This window comes from Candidatus Nitrospira salsa (assembly GCF_965152625.1).
The window spans coordinates 313,783-334,179 of record NZ_CBCUCO010000004.1; the positions used below are offsets into that span (position 1 = coordinate 313,783).

Below are 20,397 nucleotides of genomic sequence, written 5' to 3' on the forward strand. Positions count from 1 at the left end.
ATATATTTTGGAAGTCTACCCTAAGTCACAATAAGGCTCAATTACATTCACGTGTGTTTTTCGCTGTGGATTTAGAGAAAGAGAACGCAGTCCTAGCTGGGCAGTGACAAGCTACAAGCCGTTCGGCGGTTAGGACGGAATTGGGGACATGATTGCAAATGTGAAAAATTGGAATGGAGAGAGTGAATGAGGGTGCAGAGAATTCATGATTAATTTCATGATGCGCGAATGAGATTCATCCGAGAACATTGTCAAATTCCGTCCTGGATTTTTTCACGTACTCAAATCCTGTTCAAGGTTTTTATTCTGATGTTTCCTGAGTCGTCTTTTCCAACTGCTGGAGATTGGTTCCCGCATTCTCAATATCAGAGGACATGCGCCTCACCACAATCTCACTACTAAGATTGGTGGACACAAAGAAAATCCCTATAATTCCAAAGACAACAAAAGCTGTTTTTTGCGGTAGACGATGAACCTCGGTTGTTGCAACAATCATGAGATAGGTCCACCAGACAATTCCAATAATCGAGCCGAGATAAGGAATCAGACTGGCCACCACCGTGATAGGATACAAAGCCGCGGCATAGGCCATGCATCGATACGCTGCCTCAAATGGTTCTTGTGAGCCAATAATTTTCCATACGGCAAACACAATACCTGCACCGAGAAAACTTAAGACCAATGTCATGATAGGAATAAAAATAATTCCGCCAAAACCCACCGCCATCGCTTCGCCAACAGTCCCAAGTCCAAAGAGGGAAACGACCGCCATCCCTACCGCGGTCACCACCGCAATGACCAAGACAAACGTAACTGGGTCGCCATATCCTCCAGCCTTCGGCATGCGGCGATAGAATCCTTTCGGGTTGGTGAGAATAGTGTAGACATCTTGAAGAATGGCGGTCGCCAATGGTGGATTCTCTTGCGGGCTTGTCTCTGACATAAGAATACGTTCCTCTCACGATGATTCGATGAATGGCGTACCTTACTCTGAGCTTTGATGGGGCGTCAATTTACCTAAGAAATATCGCGAAGTGCGCGAAAGAAGAGATCAAGTTTCGTCGCGTTTGCCTAATAGCAAGAGACCGTGGATGATGTGGTCTGGTCTGTTGGTTGACGGGTTGGGTTAAGCGATGTATAAAGAATAGCCTACGCGCCCGTAGCTCAATGGATAGAGCATCGGTCTTCGGAACCGAGGGTTGGGAGTTCGAGTCTCTCCGGGCGCGCCAATAAATCAATCACTTCTGAATGATCTCGAATCGTCTCTGACACGTTACTCCCGGTTTTACTCCCGGTTCCAATCCCCAAATGTCCCAAGCTTCCCCTTTCAATAGATTCTTTGATGTGCCCAGGCGAAAGATGCGCATAGCGAAGAGTGGTCGTAATATCTCTATGTCCCAGTATTTCCTGAATGGTTCGGATGGGCACCCCATTCATGGCCAGGCGAGATGCCGTCGTATGACGCAAGGTATGCCAAGACGCTTCTTGAATCCCTGCTTTTTTTAACGCTGGCTCAAATGCGCGTCTGAGGAAGGCCCGACTGTCCATGGGTTGTAGAGTATTCTTCAGACCGGAGAATACAAAGGGAGATGTCAGAATGGAATTCAGCGATCTTAAAATGGTCAACGCTTCGACCGTCAAGGGAACATGACGGGTATAACCACTTTTTGACAGTGGAATGGTCAGCATCGTGGCCTCGAACGAGATATGACTCCATCGGAGGTTAAATTGCTCGGCACGACGTAAGCCGGTTTCCAGAGCAAACGCCACGACCTTCCAATCGTCTGGGTCTAAATGATGATGGAGGTTGAGCAGTTCTTGATCAGTCAAAAATCGTGTGCGATTTTCCTCTGGAAAAAATTTGACTGCGCTCACAGGGTTTACCTCGAGATTTCCTTCCTTCATCGCCACCATTAATACTCGGCGCAAGAATGCCATATATCGATTGATGGTTGCGGGGCTCCATCTTCCTTCCGCCAGAAGTTTGGCTTGCATGTGGCGACAGTTCTCGATTGAAATCTGCCGTAACGTACGAGTTCCTAATCGAGACTTCCAAAACCGACCATGGATACACTCATTTTTTTTATTACGATTGGTTGATCCTTCCAGATATCGATCAATCCACGCGCTCAGTGAAATATCTTTTTTCTCTTCAAATTGTTCAGGAAAATATCTTTTCTCACGTATTTCAGCTTTTAATCTGCCATAGAGGGCTTTGGCCTGGGTTTTATTGTCGGCTAAAAACCATTTTTCCCGTCCTCCAGGATACACTCGTACCCACCACTTGCCGCCCTTAAACACAACTCCTCGATCTTTTCCGTCTTTGCGTGCCATCTAATCTTCTCTTAAAAAACGCGGCTAGAAATTACCCTTTACGCGACAAAACTCCACACTTTGTGGTGAATTTTTCGCTTAGCTTCAGAGTTTTGACCTTTTTTGTTTAATTATTCTTATTTGAGAGGGCCTAAATACTCCTAAATCATAAAAAATCAAATATTGCTTTTGTCAGCACACCTTTTAAGCCACAAAGGAAAAGGGGGGAAGGTGTCACAATCAACGTAATGACCCCTTTGTGGATAATGAAGCCGGTTTCTTAGCTGGAACAAGCTTCCCAGGCTTCAAGACTATTTTGTTCGGTTTCCCCTGTTTTGCCCTTCGTTCACGAACTTTTCTCTGATTCACACGATTTTGACAGGGTGGTGAGCAAAAATTCTGTTGAAATCGATAACCCAAAAATAACCGATGGCATTCATTGCATGCGTGAATATTTTTTTTGAACACCTCCAACAGCTGGATGGCATGAAAAAGGAAAAAATCATGTGGGTCTTTCCCATGGGATGGAAGGACCAAGGGTTTTCCGATTGGACTTTCTCGTTTAATAATCGGCGTGATCTTAATTGGGGGGAAACGGACCTCTCCTTCGTTCACCAACGCTTGCACGGCCTGCAGAAGTGTCTTTTGAATTTCAGGCACGACTCCGGAAGTTTGTTTAATAAGCGGAGACCACGTTCTTTCAGTCTCCCTGGCAGGATATTCAAAAAAGTCTTGGTCGGCCAGGTCACGGTCAGATGATGGCCGACCGCAATAAAAAAAGACTTCCAACTCAGACTTCAGGTCTAACCACTGTCCTTCAGACAGTGTGCTGACATCGGTTTGAGCAAATCGCAGCAACCATATCAAAGCCGATTCGTCAGTCCATCCAATTCTCGATGAGGCCTTCTTAATTTCTTCCCAAAATTTCTTTTCAGCTTTTGTCATAGGCTTCTTCGTAATTTACTGGTTCCAAATTCACAGGGGCAAGGGTTTGTTCATACTGTATTGACATACTAATAATATTAATAGATACTTGTTCATTAGCTACGATAACGTACTATATTAATGAATATAATGACTCTATGATAAGCGGTGTCTCAATGTCAAATTCCATCACAACCGGTATAGGAGGCTCATATGAAAGATCTCGACAAGCTCATGACCTGCGAGGAAGTGTCCCAGGTTCTTGGACTTCGTGTATCGACGATTCGACGGATGATTTATGAAAAAAGAATTGATGTGGTGAGGCCGACACGGCGTGCGGTTCGAATTCCAGAGTCATCCGTACGAAAGATTTTGAACGATGGGTTTTCTGCGAGGATTCCGTCTGGCAGAGACTCAGATTATGAGTAATTTTCGAAAACCACTTAGCACCCCAAGACATACCAACATTCGGTATGACCTATTACTTCAAAGAGTTGAACGGATGAAACCAAGAAAAGAAAGTCAGAAATTCATATTGGATACTCTTTGCCCTGTACCACATCCTTTGAATACCGAGGAAGAACGCCTGCAATATCACCACCTAGATTTAACAACCATGACGTCGGACGATTTGAAAAAAGAGAGAGTCAAAATCAATTGGCGGATCGTGATGGATGACCACCCCCATCCGTGGTTATTAGAAAGAAGATCCAAAATAGAGGCTCGCTTAAATGGGAAGTAACAGTACCAATGAACAACATCTCTTAGATCATTCACAAAATATCATTTGTGAGTCCACTTCTTTTGACTACAACCACAATGGATTGATGAGCAACCCCTTCAACGCGGAAAGAGATGGTATTCCCAAAGGATGGCCGACATTGGAGAAGACAGCCTTGCATGGACTAGCTGGAGATCTTATTGGAATTATTCAACCTCACTCTGAAGCTGATATTTCCGGACTTCTTCTACAAGTACTTACCGCGTTCGGGAATATGATTGGCCGAAAACCACACTTTTGTGCGGAAGCTGATTGTCATTCTCTTAACCTATTTACGGTATTGGTTGGAGAAACTTCTAAAGGGAGAAAGGGTACGTCCTGGGGGTATGTGAGGAAAATCTTTTCAGAAGTTGACGCTCATTGGGCTAAAGAAAAAATCAAATCAGGGTTGTCTTCTGGAGAAGGGGTAATACATAAAGTACGTGATCCCATATATAAACACGGCATGATGTCTTTGGACAGAACACAGATCGATAGTGGGTCTCAAGAAATAATAGATCCCGGAGTGGAGGACAAACGTCTTCTAGTGTATGAGAGTGAATTTGCGAGTGCTATTGGAGTGTTGAAGAGAGTAGGCAATACACTCTCACCCTTACTTCGTCAAGCTTGGGACACTGGAGATTTAATGACTCTCACTAAGAATAATCCAACCCAGGCTACTGAGGCGCATATTTCTCTTGTAGGTCATATTACCAAAGATGAAATTGTTAAGAACATGACGGACACCGAAGCGTTAAATGGCTTTGCGAATCGGATTCTTTGGGTTTGTGTGAGACGATCGAATATTCTACCAGAAGGAGGGGCATTTGATCGTGTAAACCTCAGTCCTTGGATTGAACAGTTGAGGCAAGTGATTGAATTTTCACGAGGTGTAGGAGAAATAAAACGGGACGAAGAAGCCAAGGAAATCTGGAGTATAGTCTATCCATCGCTGTCTGAAGGTAAGCCTGGTCTATTGGGGGGTATCACCAATCGTGCCGAGGCACAAGTCATGCGCATAGCTTGTCTGTATGCCTTATTAGAACGTTCAACTACTATACTGGGTCCTCACCTATGTGCCGCGTTGAGTTTGTGGAAATATTGTGAAGATTCAGCACAATACATTTTTGGCCAAAGAATGCATGACCCCATTGCAGAAAAAATATGGTTGCAGTTAAGGGAACAGCCCGACGGAATGACAAGGAGCCAGATTCGAGATCTGTTCAGCCGCAATAAAAAAACCAAAGGTATTCAGGGAAGCTTATCCAACCTTCTGAAGCAAGGCAAAGTGCGAATGGAGATGAGAACAACAAACGGACGATCTGAAGAAAGATGGCTTCACTTATAGTTAAAACTGACGATACTACGACATAAACGATTTAAACGACAAAAGGGGGAGGAGATCTAGTTTTTGATGGCCTTATGTCGTTTAAATCGTTTAAATCGTATGTCGTATAAAGCTATTGGTCATAGGGCTCAGAGGTTAACATATGAAAGTAGCTATCTATGCAAGAGTCTCAACAGGTGAGCAATCTGTAACTATGCAGCTATTAGACCTTCGAAGCTATTGCCAGCAACGAGGCCTTGCTATTTATCAAGAGTATTGTGATGAAGCAGTAAGTGGAACAAAAGACAATCGAGCCGCACTAAATGCTCTTTGGAATGATGCCAGAAAAAGGAAGTTCGATGCTGTTCTGTGTTGGCGTTTTGATCGTTTTGCCCGCTCAACCAAACAGCTCATCACGGGCTTAGAAGAATTTCGCCACCTTGCTATTGATTTCATCTCGTATCAAGAAAATATTGATACAAGCTCTCCATTGGGAAAAGCTGTCTTCACCATTGTTGGCGCCATCGCAGAGTTAGAGCGCAATATTATTGTGGAACGAATTAAAGGAGGCTTGCGAAAAGCCAAAGAGCAAGGAAAGAAGTTAGGCAGGCGTCCTATAATTGATGGGAGGGTTATAGAGACAATCCACAGCATGAGAAATCAAGGCGTATCGTTGAGAGATATTGGTAAGACTTTGAAAGTTTCTAAATCTCTTGTCCATAAATCCTGTCAAAAATTGAATCCTCCATCCTCCAAAATTTCAACGACTTAGCAGTACGATTCAACCTGTCCTTAAATCAAATGATTTGGGGACTATGTTGAATAGAACAGGTTCGTAAGGTAAAGCTATTTAGAATGACCCCGTGCTTCGAAATCAACTGTTTTTGACTACATACCTACAAAGTCCGACGTAGATTGTTTAAATATAGTGATTATCTCATTCTCTTCATAAGAGAGTTCCTCCGATGGAACTTCGCTAAGCTTTTGCTCTAGCTCCTGAATCGAAGTGAATTTCTCTAGTGCTGGACGATTGATGTATTTCTGAGGTTTTTGGCCCATTGTTCCTTTTCCAATATATGTATTAATAAAGGAAAAGAGACCTTCTCTTTCTTGAATCTCCTGTTTCACCCATTTTTTTACTTCCTCAATTGAGGTCCAATCTTCCCATGCTGCTAATAAACTTTTACGTTCAGGGTGTCTTCTCAACCGTCCACTATGAAAACCCTCTCGAATTCTGGGTATGCATACCTCTTTAAGTGATTCAAGCTTTTCCTTAGAGTTCTCAGGCAAGGAAGACGTCTCACTATTTTGTGAATAAGCTTGAAGTTGCCTAAATACCTGGAACGTTGGAGTGACGATCGCCTGACTGCTCTCAATAGAAGATTTTAACAGTTCATACCTTGCATCAATGTCACCCTCTTCCTGTAGAAGTTTTTGAACTAATGAATCTATCTGCAAGTTGTCCTTTCCATCTTTAGATTCATCTCCAACTTCAAAAAGTGTAGAAATGAATATTACAGAATCCCCCGATTCAATTCCTGCCAAGTTGACTGTCAGACGCTCCAGTAACTCCCCCAGTAGTCCCCGTTGCATGTATGACCTAAAGTCCTTCAGGAGCAATTCTTTGTTCTCAGAATGATTGAGAACCCTTCTAACGTCGGCTTGAGAAATTTCATCTTCTGGAATGGTAAAGGTGAAATATCGATGAAACATTTGTGGGTGACCAACCCGCAAATGTTTTAATAACTCACCTTCGTCTGCATGCGTATCCATTAATGGGTCCTTTTCCCACCTTGAAATTGGAAAAAGTTCTTTTAAGAGCGTGTTGACAATTTCCTTATTATTTGCCGATTTTGAAAGCTCCTGTTTAAATGATTCATCTGCTTCTTTATTAGTCGAAAGAAGATAGCGGTCAGTAAGAAATAGCTTACCTTCATAAAGTTTTTTATAGACATCTCCTTCAAAAACTCTTAATACTTCTAAGGCAATTACATCAACAGCATTTACTTCTAGGGTGTTTTCATTTTGGAATTGTGAAAAATGGAAAGAGAGTGAGTTCATGTACCTATTAACATCACGGATTGTTTGAAAGTAATGATTTATTCCTTCATCAAACATCGTGTCCCATCTTGAGTCAAATTGTATAATATCCTCACATCCCTTCAATGCTTCCCTCAAACCGTCGAAAAACAGTTGTTTTATTTTTTCCCTTTTAATCTGGGGGATATTAAAGGGGACTTGAATGATTTTCTTTAGATACTCTTTTCCTTTCCCTGGAATTAGTTGATCTAAGCTCTCTTCTACAACTTCTTGATCGCACAAAATGAGATATATAAGGTTCGGAAAGTCTGCGTTAGCCTTTATCAATTGAAAAAGATGCCTAATCTCGTCATGAGTAAGACGATCAACATCGTCAATTACAATGAGGATTGGATTTGGTATTTTTTTTAGGAGAGCGGAAATCTCACTTTTTCTCTCCTCCAAACCCTTCTCTTGAATTTGTGCTTTTGCTGCCTGAATGGCTGCTCTTTTCTCAAAAAGACCCGACAACCATTCTGAAGTTTTTTCAAAAAAGGTGCTAATGAATATAAGAACCCCAATACCTGATATTATTCGGAGGACATAAGGCTTCATACTTGCGAAGTCTATTGCAAGGCCAGAAATTATGATTACTAGTGAAATCCACCGAATTAACCCCTTTATCAAAATCCGAATTCCGTAAAAAATATGAGTGCCAGTCTTTAGATAGGCTTCATATTTAATAAGCTTTAAGGACGCTTTTTTACATTCATTACTATTAGCTTCGTGACCTAACGTATTTCCAATTTCTTGAAAGAAGGCGGAATTCAACCGATCACAATCGGCCAACTGCCATGGATTAAACGGAACAATCTTGGGGGAATCTGCATTATTTTTCAAAGACTCTAGAACCATGTTTTTAATGGATGTTTTCCCACTTCCCCATCTGCCAAAGAGAGCGACTACAAGGCTGTCTTTATGTTTCCAACCGCTAATACTCTTAGCGAGGGAAGCAGCAAAAATTTTTCTATCGAGGATATCTTCTTGTCGAGACGTAATCGGGCGATCCGTGGAAGGGTCGAAATGATTAGTGAAGTCAGTCATATTGAAATTCAAATTTAATTCATTTGGAATCACCAAAAGGCTAGGCTAACGCCATATGGCATTAATGAATTGGGCTTTTAAATTATGAGGAGATTTTGAACAGGGTAGTAGACTAATGTAAAGGAACATATAAATCTACAATTATGAAAAACCCCAAGTAGTTACCCTGATCCCGGTTTTACTCCCGGTTCAGTCCCGGTTTTGGTCCCGATTCTGAATCTATCTCAATCATCAATCATAGCACTTCAACATAGAAAATCTACTGTTTTTACGAAGGCTTAAGAGCCTTAATCACACTTCATCATCATTAGTCGTATTGCCTTCAGATGCTTCTTCGGAACCGAGGGTTGGGAGTTCGAGTCTCTCCGGGCGCGCCACTACTGCTTTACCCTCCTTCACTCTTTCCAAAAACATAAAGAGAGCAGTTTGAATGTCTTCGATTTGCTGTCAGGGTAATTCCTGGCGAACGCACTAATCTGACGACTGCTCTACACGGAAGTGAGAATGCATGTAAGTTTCCTGGCTGAGAAGTCCAATGAAATGTTTATAAATGGCTGGGAAAGTTCATGCGTTGGTGCAGTATTCGCAGCACATCGATATGGGAATTTTTAATCTGATAGACCAAGACATGTTTGTGCACAGTAAAACATCGATGATCTTCGGTTAACAATGGATGCCGGTAACCCAGAAAGGGATTGTCTTTGATAACATCCAGCGCATGACAAAGGGAGGCATCGTATTCTTGCAGTTTTTCCTCACCCCATTTTTGAGCGGTATAAACCAGAATATCGATAAAATCGCTTTCTGCTTCTTGGGTGAGGGAGAGGGTGTATTTATTCGGGGAGGACATCAGACTTGGGCTTGTGTCCTTCTTGAATTTTCCGTGTGGCGGCTTGCCGAAGCTCGTTCAACACTTCCGGCGTAAGTTCACGGTGTTGCCCGCTGGCGACCTGGTCTTGCCCGACTTTGATTGCTGAGAGAAACTGGTTTTTGCGTTCGTCTTCCTCGCGCATATGGCGAACCGCATCACGAACCAACTCGGTTTCATTCATATAAAATCCGGCATCGACCTTGGCTTTGATGTAGTGTTCATCTACGTCTGGGAATCTAATATTCATAGCGATACCCTCAATATGATACGATTATAATCATAATACATGCCTAATTATATCATGATTAAGGCATATAGGGAAGGAAAATAGCATTTACAGCTATTGAAGGCTTCTGATCCTTGGGTGGTGGATAAAATAGTTCGCTTATAGCCGTTCCAATATACTTCCGTCTGTACGGCGTGTGTTTTGCGCTGTGTACATGATGTACATTCGGCTGGAAGTTATTTGGTTTCGCTATAACTGTCTGATTTGGAAGGTAATGTTATAAGCTTCCCCGTCAAGAAGCAGAAGCGCTCTGCGTTTTACCCGTCTTTCACTTTGGGAAGCTTACAGTTTTATGTGCCTGGCAATACCGCCGAAGCTAGAGTTGAAAATCTTTTCTTATTATCAATGTCATTCTTTGTTGAGCCTCTTCCTGAATAATAGGAAGAGGCTTTCTTGTTCCTGCAGTTTTTTGATTAAACGGCTTCCGATTGACGTGTTCAGATTTTCGAGGAAGTTCTACAAGTGTTTGGTGGGGTCCATCCGCTCATGCAGGACGCGAAGAATCATGAGGTGGTCGTCATGGAGTTGATAGTAAATCGTATGTCGTTCAGCTTGAACCATGCGATACCCTGCCTGAACATGATCGCAGGGTTTCCAAGTTGCGGGTTGTGTCCAAGTTGTTCTATCACTTGAGTGGGGTGATCATGATAGGTATCCGCTTGTGCTTCTCCCCACTCTTGAAAGCTGTGGAGCCAAATATCTTCAAGGTCGCTTTTAGCAAGTGCGGTTTTTCTTATCTCGATCATCCTACCGCTTTACACCCGCTTTCTTTTTCGCTGACTTTCTAATTTCTTCCATATCGAGCCGTCCAGCATCTCCGCTGTTTTCCCCATCAATGAGAGCTTGCCGCAGAGCAATCACTTTCTGTTCATGCTCTTCTAATAACCGTAGCCCCTGACGGATCACTTCACTCGCAGACCCATAACGTCCTTCCTGAACTTGGGTGCTAATGAACTGATCAAAATGCTCACCAAGAATAATGCTGGTATTTTTGGCCATCGTTTCACCTTCCTTTCACATATTATTAAATACCATGTAATGGTATATCCTGCAAGGATTTCTTCTCCTTGACGAAGATCTTGAAAATACAGAAAAGTGAAAGAACGGCTTAGTATTCTGGGGATCGTTATAACTCAGGTTCCAATACGTATAGCTGTTCTCGCATGGAAGGCCGCTCTATCTCCCCAGGTGACGATGGATGGTAAAAGGGTAGGCTAAGATTGATTGAAACGTCTTGCAGAATGCAGTTCCAATCTTCAAAAGTTTGGAATAATTTGTTTGAGGTAGCTTCGTTTAGGCGTAAGAAACATCGTAACCATTTGACAGTTAAGTGATTTTTGTGAATTTAATTCTTGCTAATTGGTGCAATGGCAAGGGTAACAAAAAACGAATTACGTTTACTTTGAGTGAGGCGTTTCAGAAAATCCGGTGATGTTGACCGGAGGGCGATTAGGAAATTCAGCAACAATATTAAGACTGCCTCCCATGGCTTCAATATATTTCCGCAGCGTGGATATCATTAAATCGCTACGTTTTTCGAGACGGGAAAGGTTACCTTGTTTCATGTTTAACTCCGCGGCAACTTCTTCTTGTGTCAGTTCCATGGCTTTTCGAAGATCTTGTAAGGCCATGTATTCAGCTTTCATGTCCTGAAAGCGTTGTTCGATACGTTTTTGTTGTTTCTTTGGCAAAGATGCCGCAACTTCTTCTATCGTGCGTACCATGATTTCATTCTCCTTGTTGGCCAGCCAGCCAGTAATTGTAAAGAAGCAGGATATTCACTCAGGACGTTAGCGGCATCTGTTAATCGTTGAAAAGCCTGATATTCTCCTTCTGCGTGAATAACTTTTGAATGACGTTCTCGTCCTGCTTCGGTCTGGCGAGCAATGGCGCGTTGCATTTCCTGAGGGAGATCGACATTTTTCACTTCAACCGCTGACACTTTCATGCCCCACGGTTCTGGTGCTTGGTCGAGAATGCGTTGCAAGTTAGCATTAATTTCATCTCATCGTGAAAGCAAATCGTTAAGCTGACTTTGTCCCAAGACACTCCGATGCGTAGTTTGTACCAGCATTGAGATAGCCTACAGGTTCTATTTCAATGATGGCATGCTGTGCGTCACCGACGCGGAAATACTCGACCGCAGTCACCTTGATCGAGACATTATCTTTGGTAATGACATTTTGTGCAGGAACATCCATCGTCACCGTAGAATAAAAAATGGTTGGCCGAAGACAATTATGTCGTACAATCTAAAGCTGATGAAAGTTCTGATGTAATAATCACTATTGATTATGAAGAATAAAAGAGTAGTGGCTACTATGCTCTGGATTCATTTGGTCTCGTTCGTTCCTGCCCTAGTCCTTTAGCATATGAGACGCGTGTTTCAGGTGTCATCAGCATCACCTTGTCCTTAAAAGGAAACAAGCCTTACGACATGATAAAAATAGAGTTTTGGGGATCCCTCCGCGTGCCGTTGACCGAATGAAGAATGAATACTATCCAACAATTGCCGTTCCCGGCGGGCCGAAGGGATTAATTAACATGTATGCACATAAGAGCAAGGCGATAACATTAGACATAGGTGATGTCACGGGCGACAGATTCGAGTCGTTGGCAACGTCTCTCTATAATAAACGCGTTCGATTGCGATTTGTGGCTCCTTCCGGCAAGTAGAGATTATCACGTAAATAAGGACTCCAAACCATCAGCAGACTCACATCCCATAGGTTTAGCGTGTAAAATTACACGAATGTGCCTAGGACCCTAGCATGCAATATTCTGGAAGTTGAGCCCGCTCGTAGGGCAGACGTTGAATAACTTCATCATATTTTCGTGAACAGACCTTTTGGTAAGAACTCTATATTGCGAAGAGCTGAGGAGGAAAGACAAGATTGAGATTAAACTTGGATGCGGTATGCACGCCATCTTCGCGGATATATTCGATGGTGCCGGTGAGGCCAATCACGATGACTTCTTCCACGCCGGACTGAAGATAGCCTTGGATCTTATGGCTCATTTCGGGTTGACGATTGCCGGGTGAGAGGACTTCCACGACAATATCCGGGGCTTCGAGTATGGCATTCTTGGGTAGCTGATTCCAGCGTTCGAGAGGCATCCAGATCACGTCGGGTACGCGAATTCCGGCCGTCGTAGTCAAGACAGCTACTTCTTGGACGGCTTCCTCTCCCAGTTGTTGGCTTAATTGTCGAACCAGGCTTGAACAAATCCGTTGATGACTCGTCTCTGCGCGTGGACTCAAGACAAGTTCTCCATATTCGGTCAATTCATAATAGTCCGGTGACTGTTTATCTTGAGCGAGCTCCGCCCACCGGTCGGATAACTCTTCTGGAGAAATCAGGGTATCGGTATACATGATACTGTTCATTCTAGGAATGGTTTTTCATCCTGTCAATGCATTCAATACTGCGTAAAGAAGCTTTCGCCGCCCTTTTTGAGCCGATCAAGCGAGTGTACATAGATGTTGGGTCTAACCCCATAACCGGATCAAAAGTCACATAAGAATTGGGCTAACCTCTTGAGCTAGTTATTGAATGGTCGTTTTCGGACCTCCCGTTTTTGAGGATGTCTCAGGCCACGAGTGTCGGGGGCGTTGTTCCCACGGAATCTGGCAGCCGTTCGTCCGAGCAATCATACTCCCCTAGCAGGTTGATGTATGGCCAACAGACGACGGCCCCATGGCGAATGGCCTGGAGTAGGGTGTCTCGATAGAAAAAGGGGTCAAGACGCGTGTTTTATAATATTAAAAATACTTCTTGGCGCAAGTCTGTACCTCCCTAGATTCCGCTGCAAACTTGTCCGTCAAGCGGGTTGGATGAATGCGTGGACTTAGTGTGCAGATGCGTACGCAAGAATCGAAGAGCGTACATGGTGATCTTCTTTAGATTGAGACATGCGACAAAAAGAATACTCTACCGCCTTGTTAAACGCGGTCCTTGCTATACAGAACACCCTATTGAAATTCTATATCGAAGTCATCGGATTTGCGATTAATGCCTTTTGGGTTTTTTACATAAAGTTGAGTTTTTGTCCCTGTTGCGGGTCGTTGAAAGGCTGGTGAAAATGAAACTTTTAGCTCGGTTTCCGAAATGAACTCGGTAAGAGTTTCTTTCCCATTGATGTTGACCACGGCCCCTTTTAAAAAGTCGGAACCTGAAATAAATACTTCCTGTGTGCTGGATGAGATGATCGGGGGAACAATACTGTTAATGGTAGGTGGGTTGAGTACCTGTAACTTATCCTTTCGTTTGTTGTCTTCATTAGTTTTAAACAGTGTTTCAAACACCTCCTGTAACTTGTCCGTCGTGGTTTTAGAAAACCATCCACCTAACAGTCCAAAGGCGACTAGTCCGTGGGGATTCACGCTGGCTGTTCCTGTAAATAGACCAGCTCGTAGAGCAAAATAAATAGAAAATCCTAACACCCCACCAATCCAGGGTCTTAAGAAATACCAAACTGTCCAAGAAGCTCTAAAGGTGCCATTGCCAAGATATGAGCTGAGGGACTGCGCAGCATGAAGAAAACTCCCTGCTATTCCAGCCAAAAAGGCCAAGAGCATTAACCCTTGGTCTGTTTTTTCAAATTTTAGGTAAGGTAAGACCTCATATGATCCATTTTGAATGTCGGTTCTGGGGAAAATAATTTCTTCGTTATGTTTTTCCGGAAAACTGTAGATCACTATTCCAGCAGAACCCATTCCCACTACAAGCAAATATCCCACAAGAAATATGGAAAGCCAAAATTCGGATTTCGTCCAGTCCATGAGTCTTCTTCTTTCAACTAACGGCTTTCATTTATTAAAGAAAAACAATTTTTGGCGACGTGGTTTATCGATATGGATTAGGCTGTTGCCATGCCGGTATCGAGTCCCAACAAGTACAGGTCGTAGCTTTTCTGGATCGCGTGTTTGACGCGTTGGACCTTCGTTTCTTCTGGCGCATCGCCTAGAAGATTATGAATAATATCCAGGGTTTCAACAGGATGTTTATCATCATAGGCGGCGTGGGCTTGAATCCATTTCATGGCTCGTTTGCGCTCATCTTCGGCAAAAAAGAGTTTGTAATCTGGGCTTTCCCATACCATCTGCGTCCATTCTCCTGTCACGCCTTCAATGGCAAAGTTGGTCGCGGCCATCCCCTCCGATAGTCCGTCAGCTTCGCAGACATGCCAGCACCAATCAGTAACGGCTGTGGCTGCCGCTGGTCGCTGTGAGCTAAACAGTTTCTTTCGTGGGATACCCGCGCATTCCGCCCAGTCCCGATACATTTCGGCATGCCGTTGTTCGATTCGAAGATTTTTGATCAACCACCCTCGGGCTTTGCTTAATCCTTGGTGCTCTCCGTATGAACATTTCAGAAGATTCAGAGCCAAGTATTGTGGAAAGCGTTCAATGAGAGGCCAGAATCCCATGAGTAAAGCATGGTGTTTGGATTGAGGAATCGTGCCATCACTAAATCGAAGCCAGGCTTCGTGCTTCGCGACGGCCTGTGCGTTCTTTTCAGTTTCTTCGACGATATCTTGAATCCACTGTGGATAGCGACAGGAATTAATCGCGGCTTCGACGGCTTGTAACATGGCATTCCCTCTCTTGGGGTAAAAACTGAAGATTGTGGTGGAAATGAACTCTGTTTACGGTTTTTTGTCATGGATACTCAAGTTGATAATTCTGAACAGTCTCATTTCTCGATAACGCAAGTCGTGGACCAAACCTGATAGGCTTTCAGAAATACCACCATAGACCCAACAAACCTGCGTCAAAGAATTTTGAACGACACGAAAAAGAGGACCATACAAATTTCTTGAGGTGGGTGTTCGTATCCATTTAGGCACGAGGCGGTATCCGAAAAGATACGTTGATGATGTTTCGTGATTTTTATATGGTAATGCGTTTGAGAATTTCGTCGAGAGACGAAAAGCTGCGCTAGAATTTGGAAGTGAATTGGAATGTCAATGCTCTTCGCTTAGTGAAGATGAGGGCGGAGAGTGATGCCCGTTTGAAGTCTACACACAGGCGTGTTCTGAGTCTTCAGTGCTGGCAGATTCTGGATAGATCACTGACCCAACGGAATAAAAAAAGTTTCGCATTTTTGATGCGAAGTTGGAAGAGTCAACGTATCCTGCAAGATGATTGTTGAATGCCTGAGTCGTTAAGCCCTTTCTAAATGCACGTATCCGTCTCGCAATTTGATAAGGATTGTCTTTGTCGAGTGCAAGAATCTGTAATTGGGGACTATCTGTGTTTTCATTGATTTCCACAAGGGGAGTGGGAGAGCCGATGATCCCGACGGTGAAATTTAATTTCTCTTCTGCGGAGGGGTTCCGCTTAATCAGTTTTCCAAGTAATACTTTACCAAGCGTATAATTGTAGGCTCGTAACAAGTCATTGGGTTTTGTAGAACGACGTAAATTTACTACATTGGTACGATAGGTAATCGGAGCATAAAACACCGCTAAGTGGGATGTTTGTAACCCAAGTTCATATGCTTCAGAAACATTTGAGTGTTGACAGATAAATGCTTTTGCCGCAGCAAGTCTTTGGGGGTAGGTGGCGTCTGACTGTTCGGTAAATATTAGGTAGACAAAATAGCCGAACTCTCGATTTTCTTTACCTTTGAGAAAATCTCGGACTAAGATTTGTATGTCTGTCAATTGTTGGTTGTGCTCCACTTGTATAGCTGGATCAGACCCTGCAGGCCTACCACGTAGGGTTCTCGCCTCTATTCTCCCATTTACTTGGCTGAAGGGGCGATCTTTTGGTTCGGGAACGGATTCGCAACTTGTACTAGCGAGGAGAAAGGTTAGTAGTAAAAACAATAATATCATGACAAGTTTGCCCGTAGAAAAAAAGCTTATCCACGAAATTTTCTATATCCCAAACGGACGACGTCGAACATTATTAAGCCCGTAACAAATAATCCAGTGATTTCTGTTGAATTGAGAGAGGTTTGATCCCATAACAATTGGTCGTATACGACCCACACGACAAGAGTAAGGATCGAGGCGGCAAAGATCACACTATGACCCACATAATCAACAAGTATTTGTATAAGCGTTTTCATAACAGCCTCTATCTCCACTTGAAAGAAGGCGTTCAACCACATCTATCCTTCTCCAGTGTCTTGCAGATTCTCCAATTATCAAATGTCCTCTTCTGTGCATGCTGGTTTCCTCTATTTCACTTATCGTCCATACTTTTGTTGACGAATTATTGAATCGCGGTTCTCCCAATGCTTTTTGGGATTCTCTCAAATTCTCGTCTTAAGAAGACTCATGGCTTGTAGCGACGGGACCTGTCCTTTGGCATTAGGCTGCCGCCATGCCGGTATCGAGTCCCAGCAAGTACAGGTCGTAGCTTTTTTGTATGGCATGCTTCACCCTCTGTACTCTCGATTCATCCGGTGTATCCCCGAGCAGATTGTAAATAAGGTCCAAAGCGTCTACGGGGTGTGTTTCATCATAGGCGGCGTGAGCTTGAATCCACTTCATAGCTTTTTTACGCTGTCCTTCGGCAAAAAAGAGTTTATAGGATGGGCTTTCCCACACCATTTTCGTCCATTCCGCTGTCACGCCTTCGATCGCATAGCTTGTTGCCGCCATGGCCTCGGCTAATCCGTCATCTTGGCAAACATGCCAACACCAATCGGTCACGGCGATGGCTGCCTTTGAACGCTGAGCGTTAAACAATTGCTTTCGTGGAATGCCCGCGCATTGAGCCCAATCTTCATACATCTCGACGTGCCGTTGTTCGATGCGAAGATTGTTAATCAGCCAACCACGAGCTGTGTTAAGCCCTGGCTGTTCTCCGTAGGAACATTTCAAAAGATTGAGAGCAAGAAATTGCGGGAAACGTTCGATCAGCGGCCAGAATCCCACGAGCAATGCCTGATGTTGAATTTGTGGGATAGTCCCATCACTAAATCGGAACCAGGCCTCATGCTTCGCGACAGCCTGTGCGCCGTGTTCTGTCTCCACGACGATGTCTTGAATCCACTGTGGATAGCGACATGAATTGATGGCGGCTTCGACGGCAACTAACATGACGTGCCTCCTACATGAAGTAAATGCTGGAAGAGGTTGCTGGAATCATCTTTGTTTCCAATGTTCAATGTGTCGTGCCTCAAACGGTTGTATGGTATTGAATAAGCAATTGATGGGCCACATTTTTGGTCTCGGAGAAAATACCGAAAACTCTCCAATTCTGCTCTAAATAGTGAATATTTTCGTTAAGCGAAACCCGTATGTCTGGTCCACGTGCATGCTTGTATCTCTTCAGGTACGAAGTTGTATCTGAGTAGATATTATTGTGAGATGGCGATGGGATCTGCGCACCAGGAAATTATCGATTGTAGATGAAGATGAAAGAATGGTATTCAGGCAAAACGAAGGCAGTGATGAATGTAATGATGAGGTTACAGAGAAATATGTTTGTCGAGATACAATCGAATAAAAAATTTCACTCATTCATTCTCTTTCGTGAAATCTTCGTCTATATGGAATTCTGTCGTAGTTGTTCCTGCAGCAGGGTCTAACACGTAAAGATCTAGCGTTTCTGTAATTGATGCTTGACTCATTACACTTTCTATTTTTTTGCATATTGCCTAAAAATAGTAAGTAATCTTCAACTGGAAGCCGTTGAGTTTTGCTTCATATATTCATTGAGTGGTGTCCACTAGCTAAAAACGCCCCGTTCAAGTCGCCACAAATAAATCCCGTTGTCCCTGTGATTTAGATGCAAGATGTGTCTCAATCTTCCAACCAGTTGTACTGTTTGGCCATGATGTTTCTATAGCCTATGTCAAAAATTCGACAACGCTGTTGTCATTTTTGAAAAGATGACAATCCTTGGAGAAGGTGCTGTTTGATGATAGGGAAAATTGTGCTCCAAGCGTAGTGCGGTGGTTCACAGCGCTGAATTCATGGGAAAAGCCTGTTCAAAATAATTGGCAGTCATGTCAGAGAAAAAGTTAGACACTGTCTTTTAATCGGATGTCCATATCCATTCGGATACATTCTGGCATCCGAAAAGATATCTCTCCAAACCGTTATAAAAATTGACATCGCGGATTGTTGAAGATTTCAATCGGTATACGAATTGCTTTGATAAAAATTGAAGTGATTACAGATAGTTTATGTTCCTCGATCAATGAAGACAGAGGAGGAGAGCGATGCCTCTACATCAATATGGTGTTCTCAAGGGACGCCCAATTCAAAAGCGATTGGGAATGGGGCAAAGTCCTCACTATCAAATTCATCTCGTGGACGACGAGACGGATTATCGAATTGCGGTCAATGTGAAATCGAAGCTAAGTCCGTCAGAATTGTTGTACGTGGTGGACGAACGGTTTCAGCATCCGCTGCTCGCGGAACTAGAAACGCAGCCAACAGGTTTTACGCTTCTGCCAAGTCGACCCGGCCAACTTGCTTTGGATTTTATACGAGGGAATCTATTTGATCGCCAAGATCTTATTCCTCTTCCTCATGATGTGCCAGGACCTGATAATGATTTAAATGAAAAAATTGATGCGCATCTGTCTCGTGCCCTACGTGATGAAGATGCCTTCGTGTACGCCTTTGGGGAACGATGGGGGCCTGAAGCCAATATTCGTGATAAGTATTTTGGCTTTCGACCGGGTAACGGCATACACGACATTCATATGAATCAAGGCAACGTGGGCCGATTTATGGAAGACGATGGGGTGTGGCAAGATGGAGCGCTCTTTGTTCGTTTTCCCAACGAAGAGCAATGGGTAGCCATATTTCTCGCGTTTCAGTCTCAGTCCTGGCATACCGACGATGAAACGGGACATACCATACCTATGGAGCCTGAAGAAGATCCTCAAGGGCTCATCAAAATTATTGCGGCGCAAGTGAATCCTCAAGGTGGAGATGTGGGAAGGGAAACCGTCACGCTTCTCAATCCGACGGCAAGTCAAGTGAATCTTGCTGGTTGGGGAATTTTAGATAAAAACGAAAAACGGGAAGAACTTTCAGGGCTTACGATAGAATCTGGCGATACCATGCGCGTCATGTTGTCAGGAAAAGGTGCTCAACTTTCAAATAAGGGCAGTATCATTACGCTGATTGATCAGAAGGGCATGAAGATCGACGGTGTGTCGTATACGAAAAAAGAAGCTGAGAGGCAAGGCTGGACATTGGTTTTCTAGGAACCTGTCCAAGACGAGGCTGCTCTAAGAAAGAAACCGTATCTCGTCGCTTGTGAATCGTATCTCGTAAAAATCATAAAAAACTCCTTACGCGAGATACGAGCAACGAACGACGAAATAGGTTCTGTTCTTCTCCCAGTTGAATCGTTTCAACGCGAACGCGGGTGAGTCCTTTCTTCAAAAATCCTAAACGTTTGGCCGCACCCCAACAGAGATCAATTATTCGTTTTCCTGAATGGGGATTGTTCTCACTCGGGAAGGGTCCGCGGTCGTTCACCCTGACAATAATCGAACGTCCATTCTCAAGATTGGTCACATGGACATTTGTGGGTAATGGTAGATATTTATGGGCTGGCGTGAACCCTTCGGGTTTAAAGGCTTCGCCGTTTGCCGTCATATGCCTGCCCTTCTGACGTCGTGTTTCTGCCCCATACCATGACGCAATACCTGTCTCCCTATACATTTGAGCCGTGGCGACGGTCATCGGAGCATATCGCCGGCCTTTCACCGTATATGGAGTGGCTTTGACCCGCCCTTGTCGAATGGCTTCTTTCACCGGCAGTCCGTCAATGGTTTCAATATCGTCATTCATTAATGGCCAATCGAGTG

At 43.7% G+C, this 20,397-nt stretch carries 21 protein-coding genes, 1 tRNA gene and 2 pseudogenes; 6 read left to right on the forward strand and 18 right to left on the reverse strand.

The window, feature by feature from the left end; all coding sequences use genetic code 11:
* Positions 1–301: 301 nt before the first annotated feature.
* A complete protein-coding gene (locus ACWQXP_RS15435) occupies positions 302–943 on the reverse strand; it encodes a YIP1 family protein (protein ID WP_454063768.1) in 642 nt (213 codons plus the stop codon).
* Positions 944–1,153: 210 nt separating this feature from the next.
* Here ACWQXP_RS15435 and ACWQXP_RS15440 point away from each other — a divergent pair.
* Positions 1,154–1,229: transfer RNA gene (locus tag ACWQXP_RS15440), tRNA-Arg, on the forward strand.
* A 133-nt stretch (positions 1,230–1,362) separates the two neighbouring features.
* Here the strand turns inward: ACWQXP_RS15440 and ACWQXP_RS15445 are convergent.
* Both ACWQXP_RS15445 and ACWQXP_RS15450 read right to left on the reverse strand, forming a co-directional pair.
* Positions 1,363–2,334 (reverse strand): annotated as a pseudogene (locus ACWQXP_RS15445) (tyrosine-type recombinase/integrase); the annotation flags it as partial.
* A gap of 219 nt (positions 2,335–2,553) precedes the next feature.
* Positions 2,554–3,258, reverse strand: a complete 705-nt coding sequence (locus ACWQXP_RS15450; protein WP_454063769.1) for a hypothetical protein — start codon at positions 3,256–3,258, stop codon at positions 2,554–2,556.
* 192 nt (positions 3,259–3,450) lie between these two features.
* Between ACWQXP_RS15450 and ACWQXP_RS15455 the strand changes: the two genes are divergently transcribed.
* The 4 genes from ACWQXP_RS15455 to ACWQXP_RS15470 all read left to right on the forward strand — a co-directional run bounded on the left by ACWQXP_RS15455 (position 3,451) and on the right by ACWQXP_RS15470 (position 6,096).
* Positions 3,451–3,666 (forward strand): helix-turn-helix domain-containing protein, encoded by a 216-nt coding sequence (locus tag ACWQXP_RS15455; RefSeq protein WP_454063770.1) that lies wholly within the window; start codon positions 3,451–3,453, stop codon positions 3,664–3,666.
* A gap of 73 nt (positions 3,667–3,739) precedes the next feature.
* Positions 3,740–3,979 carry a hypothetical protein gene (locus ACWQXP_RS15460; protein WP_454063771.1) on the forward strand — a complete coding sequence of 80 codons (240 nt, stop codon included), beginning with the start codon at positions 3,740–3,742 and terminating at the stop codon, positions 3,977–3,979.
* Positions 3,969–5,345, forward strand: a complete 1,377-nt coding sequence (locus ACWQXP_RS15465; protein WP_454063772.1) for a DUF3987 domain-containing protein — start codon at positions 3,969–3,971, stop codon at positions 5,343–5,345. The genes ACWQXP_RS15460 and ACWQXP_RS15465 overlap by 11 nt, the downstream gene beginning before the upstream one ends.
* 142 nt (positions 5,346–5,487) lie before the next feature.
* Complete coding sequence (locus ACWQXP_RS15470; RefSeq protein WP_454063773.1) at positions 5,488–6,096, forward strand: recombinase family protein; 609 nt, start codon at positions 5,488–5,490, stop codon at positions 6,094–6,096.
* 116 nt (positions 6,097–6,212) lie between these two features.
* Here the strand turns inward: ACWQXP_RS15470 and ACWQXP_RS15475 are convergent, their stop codons facing one another.
* From ACWQXP_RS15475 to ACWQXP_RS15540, 14 genes and pseudogenes are all read right to left on the reverse strand, one after another.
* Positions 6,213–8,447 carry a KAP family P-loop NTPase fold protein gene (locus tag ACWQXP_RS15475; protein ID WP_454063774.1) on the reverse strand — a complete coding sequence of 745 codons (2,235 nt, stop codon included), beginning with the start codon at positions 8,445–8,447 and terminating at the stop codon, positions 6,213–6,215.
* A 544-nt stretch (positions 8,448–8,991) separates the two neighbouring features.
* A complete protein-coding gene (locus tag ACWQXP_RS15480) occupies positions 8,992–9,297 on the reverse strand; it encodes a type II toxin-antitoxin system RelE/ParE family toxin (protein ID WP_454063775.1) in 306 nt (101 codons plus the stop codon).
* On the reverse strand, positions 9,281–9,565 hold the full coding sequence (locus ACWQXP_RS15485; protein ID WP_454063776.1) for a ribbon-helix-helix domain-containing protein: 285 nt from the start codon (positions 9,563–9,565) through the stop codon (positions 9,281–9,283). The genes ACWQXP_RS15480 and ACWQXP_RS15485 overlap by 17 nt, the downstream gene beginning before the upstream one ends.
* A 495-nt stretch (positions 9,566–10,060) precedes the next feature.
* Positions 10,061–10,350, reverse strand: a pseudogene (locus ACWQXP_RS15490) (type II toxin-antitoxin system RelE/ParE family toxin).
* Between the two features lies 1 nt (position 10,351).
* Complete coding sequence (locus ACWQXP_RS15495) at positions 10,352–10,603, reverse strand: type II toxin-antitoxin system ParD family antitoxin (protein WP_454063777.1); 252 nt, start codon at positions 10,601–10,603, stop codon at positions 10,352–10,354.
* 398 nt (positions 10,604–11,001) lie between these two features.
* On the reverse strand, positions 11,002–11,328 hold the full coding sequence (locus ACWQXP_RS15500; RefSeq protein WP_454063778.1) for an XRE family transcriptional regulator: 327 nt from the start codon (positions 11,326–11,328) through the stop codon (positions 11,002–11,004).
* Positions 11,313–11,591 (reverse strand): SPFH domain-containing protein, encoded by a 279-nt coding sequence (locus tag ACWQXP_RS15505; RefSeq protein WP_454063779.1) that lies wholly within the window; start codon positions 11,589–11,591, stop codon positions 11,313–11,315. The genes ACWQXP_RS15500 and ACWQXP_RS15505 overlap by 16 nt, the downstream gene beginning before the upstream one ends.
* A gap of 37 nt (positions 11,592–11,628) precedes the next feature.
* Entirely contained in the window at positions 11,629–11,805 is a 177-nt protein-coding gene (locus ACWQXP_RS15510; RefSeq protein ID WP_454063780.1) for a hypothetical protein, read from the reverse strand.
* 659 nt (positions 11,806–12,464) lie between these two features.
* Complete coding sequence (locus tag ACWQXP_RS15515) at positions 12,465–12,980, reverse strand: Uma2 family endonuclease (RefSeq protein WP_454063781.1); 516 nt, start codon at positions 12,978–12,980, stop codon at positions 12,465–12,467.
* A gap of 597 nt (positions 12,981–13,577) precedes the next feature.
* Positions 13,578–14,387, reverse strand: a complete 810-nt coding sequence (locus tag ACWQXP_RS15520; protein ID WP_454063782.1) for an IPT/TIG domain-containing protein — start codon at positions 14,385–14,387, stop codon at positions 13,578–13,580.
* A 77-nt stretch (positions 14,388–14,464) separates the two neighbouring features.
* Entirely contained in the window at positions 14,465–15,199 is a 735-nt protein-coding gene (locus ACWQXP_RS15525; protein WP_454063783.1) for a TenA family transcriptional regulator, read from the reverse strand.
* 426 nt (positions 15,200–15,625) lie between these two features.
* Entirely contained in the window at positions 15,626–16,447 is an 822-nt protein-coding gene (locus tag ACWQXP_RS15530) for a hypothetical protein (protein WP_454063784.1), read from the reverse strand.
* Positions 16,448–16,473: 26 nt separating this feature from the next.
* The gene (locus tag ACWQXP_RS15535) at positions 16,474–16,683 is read right to left on the reverse strand and encodes a hypothetical protein (RefSeq protein WP_454063785.1); all 210 of its coding nucleotides are present in this window, start codon (positions 16,681–16,683) and stop codon (positions 16,474–16,476) included.
* A gap of 244 nt (positions 16,684–16,927) precedes the next feature.
* A complete protein-coding gene (locus ACWQXP_RS15540; RefSeq protein ID WP_454063786.1) occupies positions 16,928–17,662 on the reverse strand; it encodes a TenA family transcriptional regulator in 735 nt (244 codons plus the stop codon).
* A gap of 1,127 nt (positions 17,663–18,789) precedes the next feature.
* Here ACWQXP_RS15540 and ACWQXP_RS15545 point away from each other — a divergent pair.
* Complete coding sequence (locus ACWQXP_RS15545; protein WP_454063787.1) at positions 18,790–19,788, forward strand: DUF2278 family protein; 999 nt, start codon at positions 18,790–18,792, stop codon at positions 19,786–19,788.
* A 73-nt stretch (positions 19,789–19,861) separates the two neighbouring features.
* On the opposite strand, the gene ACWQXP_RS15550 is transcribed toward ACWQXP_RS15545, so the two are convergent.
* On the reverse strand, positions 19,862–20,380 hold the full coding sequence (locus ACWQXP_RS15550; protein WP_454063788.1) for a septal ring lytic transglycosylase RlpA family protein: 519 nt from the start codon (positions 20,378–20,380) through the stop codon (positions 19,862–19,864).
* Positions 20,381–20,397: the final 17 nt, after the last annotated feature.